Here is a 233-nt window from a genome sequence, read left to right as displayed (position 1 = left end):
GTACCAAACAGCGAATTACCAGACGGTAAAGTTCCAGGAACAGCTAAGATTACAGAACCAGGTAAACCAGCTGTGGAAGTTCCAGTAACAACACCAGGTAAAGTCACACCAGCAACACCAACACTAGATGTTGAACAAGATCCTAAGACAGGTGACGTTACGGTAACACCTAAGAAACCAGCTGGAACTCCATACAAACCAGGAACTAAGGTAGAAATCCCAGGTAAAGATGG

At 44.6% G+C, this 233-nt stretch carries 1 pseudogene; it reads left to right on the top strand.

The window, feature by feature from the left end:
- A pseudogene (locus tag ADI86_RS02235) lies at positions 1–233 on the top strand (hypothetical protein); the annotation flags it as partial.

Source organism: Streptococcus pseudopneumoniae (assembly GCF_001074975.1).
Classification (GTDB): domain Bacteria; phylum Bacillota; class Bacilli; order Lactobacillales; family Streptococcaceae; genus Streptococcus; species Streptococcus pseudopneumoniae_D.
The sequence above is the reverse complement of the archived record's forward strand: the minus strand, read 5'-3'. Positions and strand labels throughout refer to the sequence as shown.